Raw genomic sequence first — 2,470 nt, 5'->3', positions numbered from 1 at the left:
ATCTATGCCTATATCGCGGAGGAGCCCTGCAACTACTTAAAGTATTACCTTGGCTATCTGGAAATTCTCTCTTTACAGCAGGAGGCCATGACACAGTGGGGAGATTCCTATTCCGACTATGCCTTCCACACCTTCTTTTTGGACTGCGGCCCTTCGGATTTCACCTCCCTGAAAGAGCGTCTCCTGGAAACCACGCCTGACGCCTCCCTGCTGCCCATTGCCGGTTAAATGACGCTCACGAAAGGTTTGGTTTCCCAATCCCCCGGAAAAACTGGTTTAAATTACGCAAGGCTTTTTCCAGAATCTCCTGTTCCTGGGGGGTTAAGCCTTCCACCACCGCGTCTATCATCTGCTGGTGAAAGCGGCTGTGCTGTGCGAAGGCTTTTCTCCCTTTTTGAGTGAGAGAAACCAGCACCACTCTTCTGTCCTCTTCACTTCGGGTGCGCTCCACAAAACCTTTTTTCACCAGCCCGTTCACGGAAATAGTGAGGGTTCCCGTGGTGACGGACAAGGCCCGCGCCACAGAGGTCATATTTTTCGGCTCATGTATGTCTATGGCTTCAATGACATGCATGTCATTTACAGAGAGCTCCTTATACTCTCCGGTTCTGACGGCCTGTTCTTCAATTGCATTAATGTCACGAAATAGCCTCACCAGCACTTCGTTTAAAGTTGCGTTAAGATTCACTTTGCTGTCTCCTCCAGCATGCTTTCCAAATAGCCCGTGCCCCAATGGGACAGGGGACTTACTCCTCCAGCATGCTTTCCAAATAGCCCGTGCCCCAATGGGACAGGGGGACTTACTCCTCCAGCATGCTTTCCAAATAGCCCCTGTCCCATAACAATATCTTTAGTTTTTTCGCCGCTTCCACGGCGGAGGATGTAAAGTATTGGTTGGTAAGGACGGCGCCCACCATCCGGTCATAGTAGTCACGGCCTGCGTATGCCTCCTGCACAGCCTTCACGCCCACTGGCGAGGTGTAGCATTTGCACTGGATGGCATAGGTCACGCCCTCCTTTTCCGCCAGGATATCAATTCCGTAATCCCCGCTTCCCTTTGTGACCTCAACCTCCAAAAAGCCGTGCTTTTTCAGCAGATCTGCGCAGAAATACTCAAAATCATGCCCTTCCATCAGGTCAATGCTCTGGGGCCTTCGCCTTCTAGCCCTTATGAAAAGCCAAATGCCTCCTCCGCACAGGACGGCTGCAAGCAGTATCAAAATAATGATCATAAAAAATCAATCCTCTTGTACGCACCCGAAGGCGTAAACCGTCCTGGAACGCATTACCTGTCCTTCATGAAATACCGGCTTTTCAAAAGCCGTGCAGTTTACCGCATTGGGAACATACTCTGTTTCCAGACAGACGGAGGCATAGCCCTCATAAATCCTTCCGGCCTTTCCGGGCTTTTGCTCGGAAAATTTGCTTACGAACAATACAAGGCAGGGCATATCCGTTTCCACCTTCATATACCGGCCTGACTGTGGGCAGTACAACTGCGCCGCCTCCCGAAAGCCTGTGCCGTCTATGATATAGCTCTCGTCATAGCCTGGCGCGCCCTTCACCAAATCCACAGGTCCGCTTTCCATGGCCTGTCCTATAGACCGCCTGCCGGTAAAATCAAGAGGCGTATCCTTGACGCTTTTGATCTCTCCCTCCGGCAGCCCTCTCTCACTCTTTGCTGCGCAGGATGACCCATGAATGGTGAGCAGATGATCCCTGGCGTCCTGACACCCAAGATTAAAATAGGCGTGGTTGGTAGGCGACAGCACCGTATCCCCCTCCGGCGTCATACAATATTCTATAATCAGACGATGGTTGTCATCAAAGGTAAAGGAAACCTCCGCCTCCACCGCGCACTCATAGCCGCAGCTTCCCAAATCCCTTAAAAGGAACGTAATTTTGTTTTCCTCTTCTTTCAGTCTGGCCTGGAAAAGCTGGCGTGCAAAATTACTGCTTCCACTGTGCAGGCAGTGGCCGCCGCTTCCCTTCTCCAGCTGGAACACCTTCCCGTCAATGACGAATCTGCCATCCGCTATACGGCTCGCACAGCGCCCCACTGTTGCACCCTCTGTAGTGGATCCCTGCAGTCCCTGGGGGCCTTCCACCCCTAAAACCACATCTCCAAGCTTCCCCTCCCCATCCAGCAGATACAGACTATGCAGGGAAGCGCCATAGTCAAGAAATTCCGCATACTCTCCCCACTTGTTTGTAAGCCGGTACAGGGAAATCTCTCTCCCGTCAGGCAGACTGCCCCATAATTTCTTTTCGATCATACCTCTTCCTCCCTGAAATCATAATAAGACATGAAGGGGCCAAAGTCAAAGCCCATTCTGAAAAAGTAAAAAAACTTTTTACGCTTCCTTTACCTTTTTTTGATAGCATCCTTTTCCCCATCACATACACTGGTTTTTGGATTTGCGTCCGCGCGCTGCACAGCATTCACAGAGAAATGGATTCCTGCAGTCAT

The 2,470-nt window shown here is 51.0% G+C and carries 3 protein-coding genes and 1 pseudogene; 1 reads left to right on the top strand and 3 read right to left on the bottom strand.

All coding sequences use genetic code 11. The features are described 5' to 3' along the window. Positions 1 to 228, top strand: a pseudogene (locus tag AC1WIP_RS14485) (DUF885 domain-containing protein); the annotation flags it as partial. Between the two features lie 7 nt (positions 229 to 235). On the opposite strand, the gene AC1WIP_RS14480 reads toward AC1WIP_RS14485, so the two are convergent. From AC1WIP_RS14480 to AC1WIP_RS14470, 3 genes are all read right to left on the bottom strand, one after another. Then, complete coding sequence (locus tag AC1WIP_RS14480; protein ID WP_481142493.1) at positions 236 to 688, bottom strand: MarR family winged helix-turn-helix transcriptional regulator; 453 nt, start codon at positions 686 to 688, stop codon at positions 236 to 238. A 112-nt stretch (positions 689 to 800) separates the two neighbouring features. Continuing rightward, complete coding sequence (locus tag AC1WIP_RS14475) at positions 801 to 1,232, bottom strand: restriction endonuclease (protein WP_481142492.1); 432 nt, start codon at positions 1,230 to 1,232, stop codon at positions 801 to 803. Positions 1,233 to 1,238: 6 nt separating this feature from the next. Beyond that, complete coding sequence (locus tag AC1WIP_RS14470) at positions 1,239 to 2,276, bottom strand: aldose epimerase family protein (RefSeq protein WP_481142491.1); 1,038 nt, start codon at positions 2,274 to 2,276, stop codon at positions 1,239 to 1,241. Positions 2,277 to 2,470 lie beyond the last annotated feature (194 nt).

The organism is Acetatifactor sp. (genome assembly GCF_982438285.1).
The sequence above is the reverse complement of the archived record's forward strand: the minus strand, read 5'-3'. Positions and strand labels throughout refer to the sequence as shown.

Excerpts from the sequence above, each read along its gene's own strand:
- AC1WIP_RS14470 (WP_481142491.1), bottom strand. The coding sequence starts at position 2,276 with ATGATCGAAAAGAAATTATGGGGCAGTCTGCCTGACGGGAGAGAGATT.
- AC1WIP_RS14475 (WP_481142492.1), bottom strand. The coding sequence starts at position 1,232 with ATGATCATTATTTTGATACTGCTTGCAGCCGTCCTGTGCGGAGGAGGC.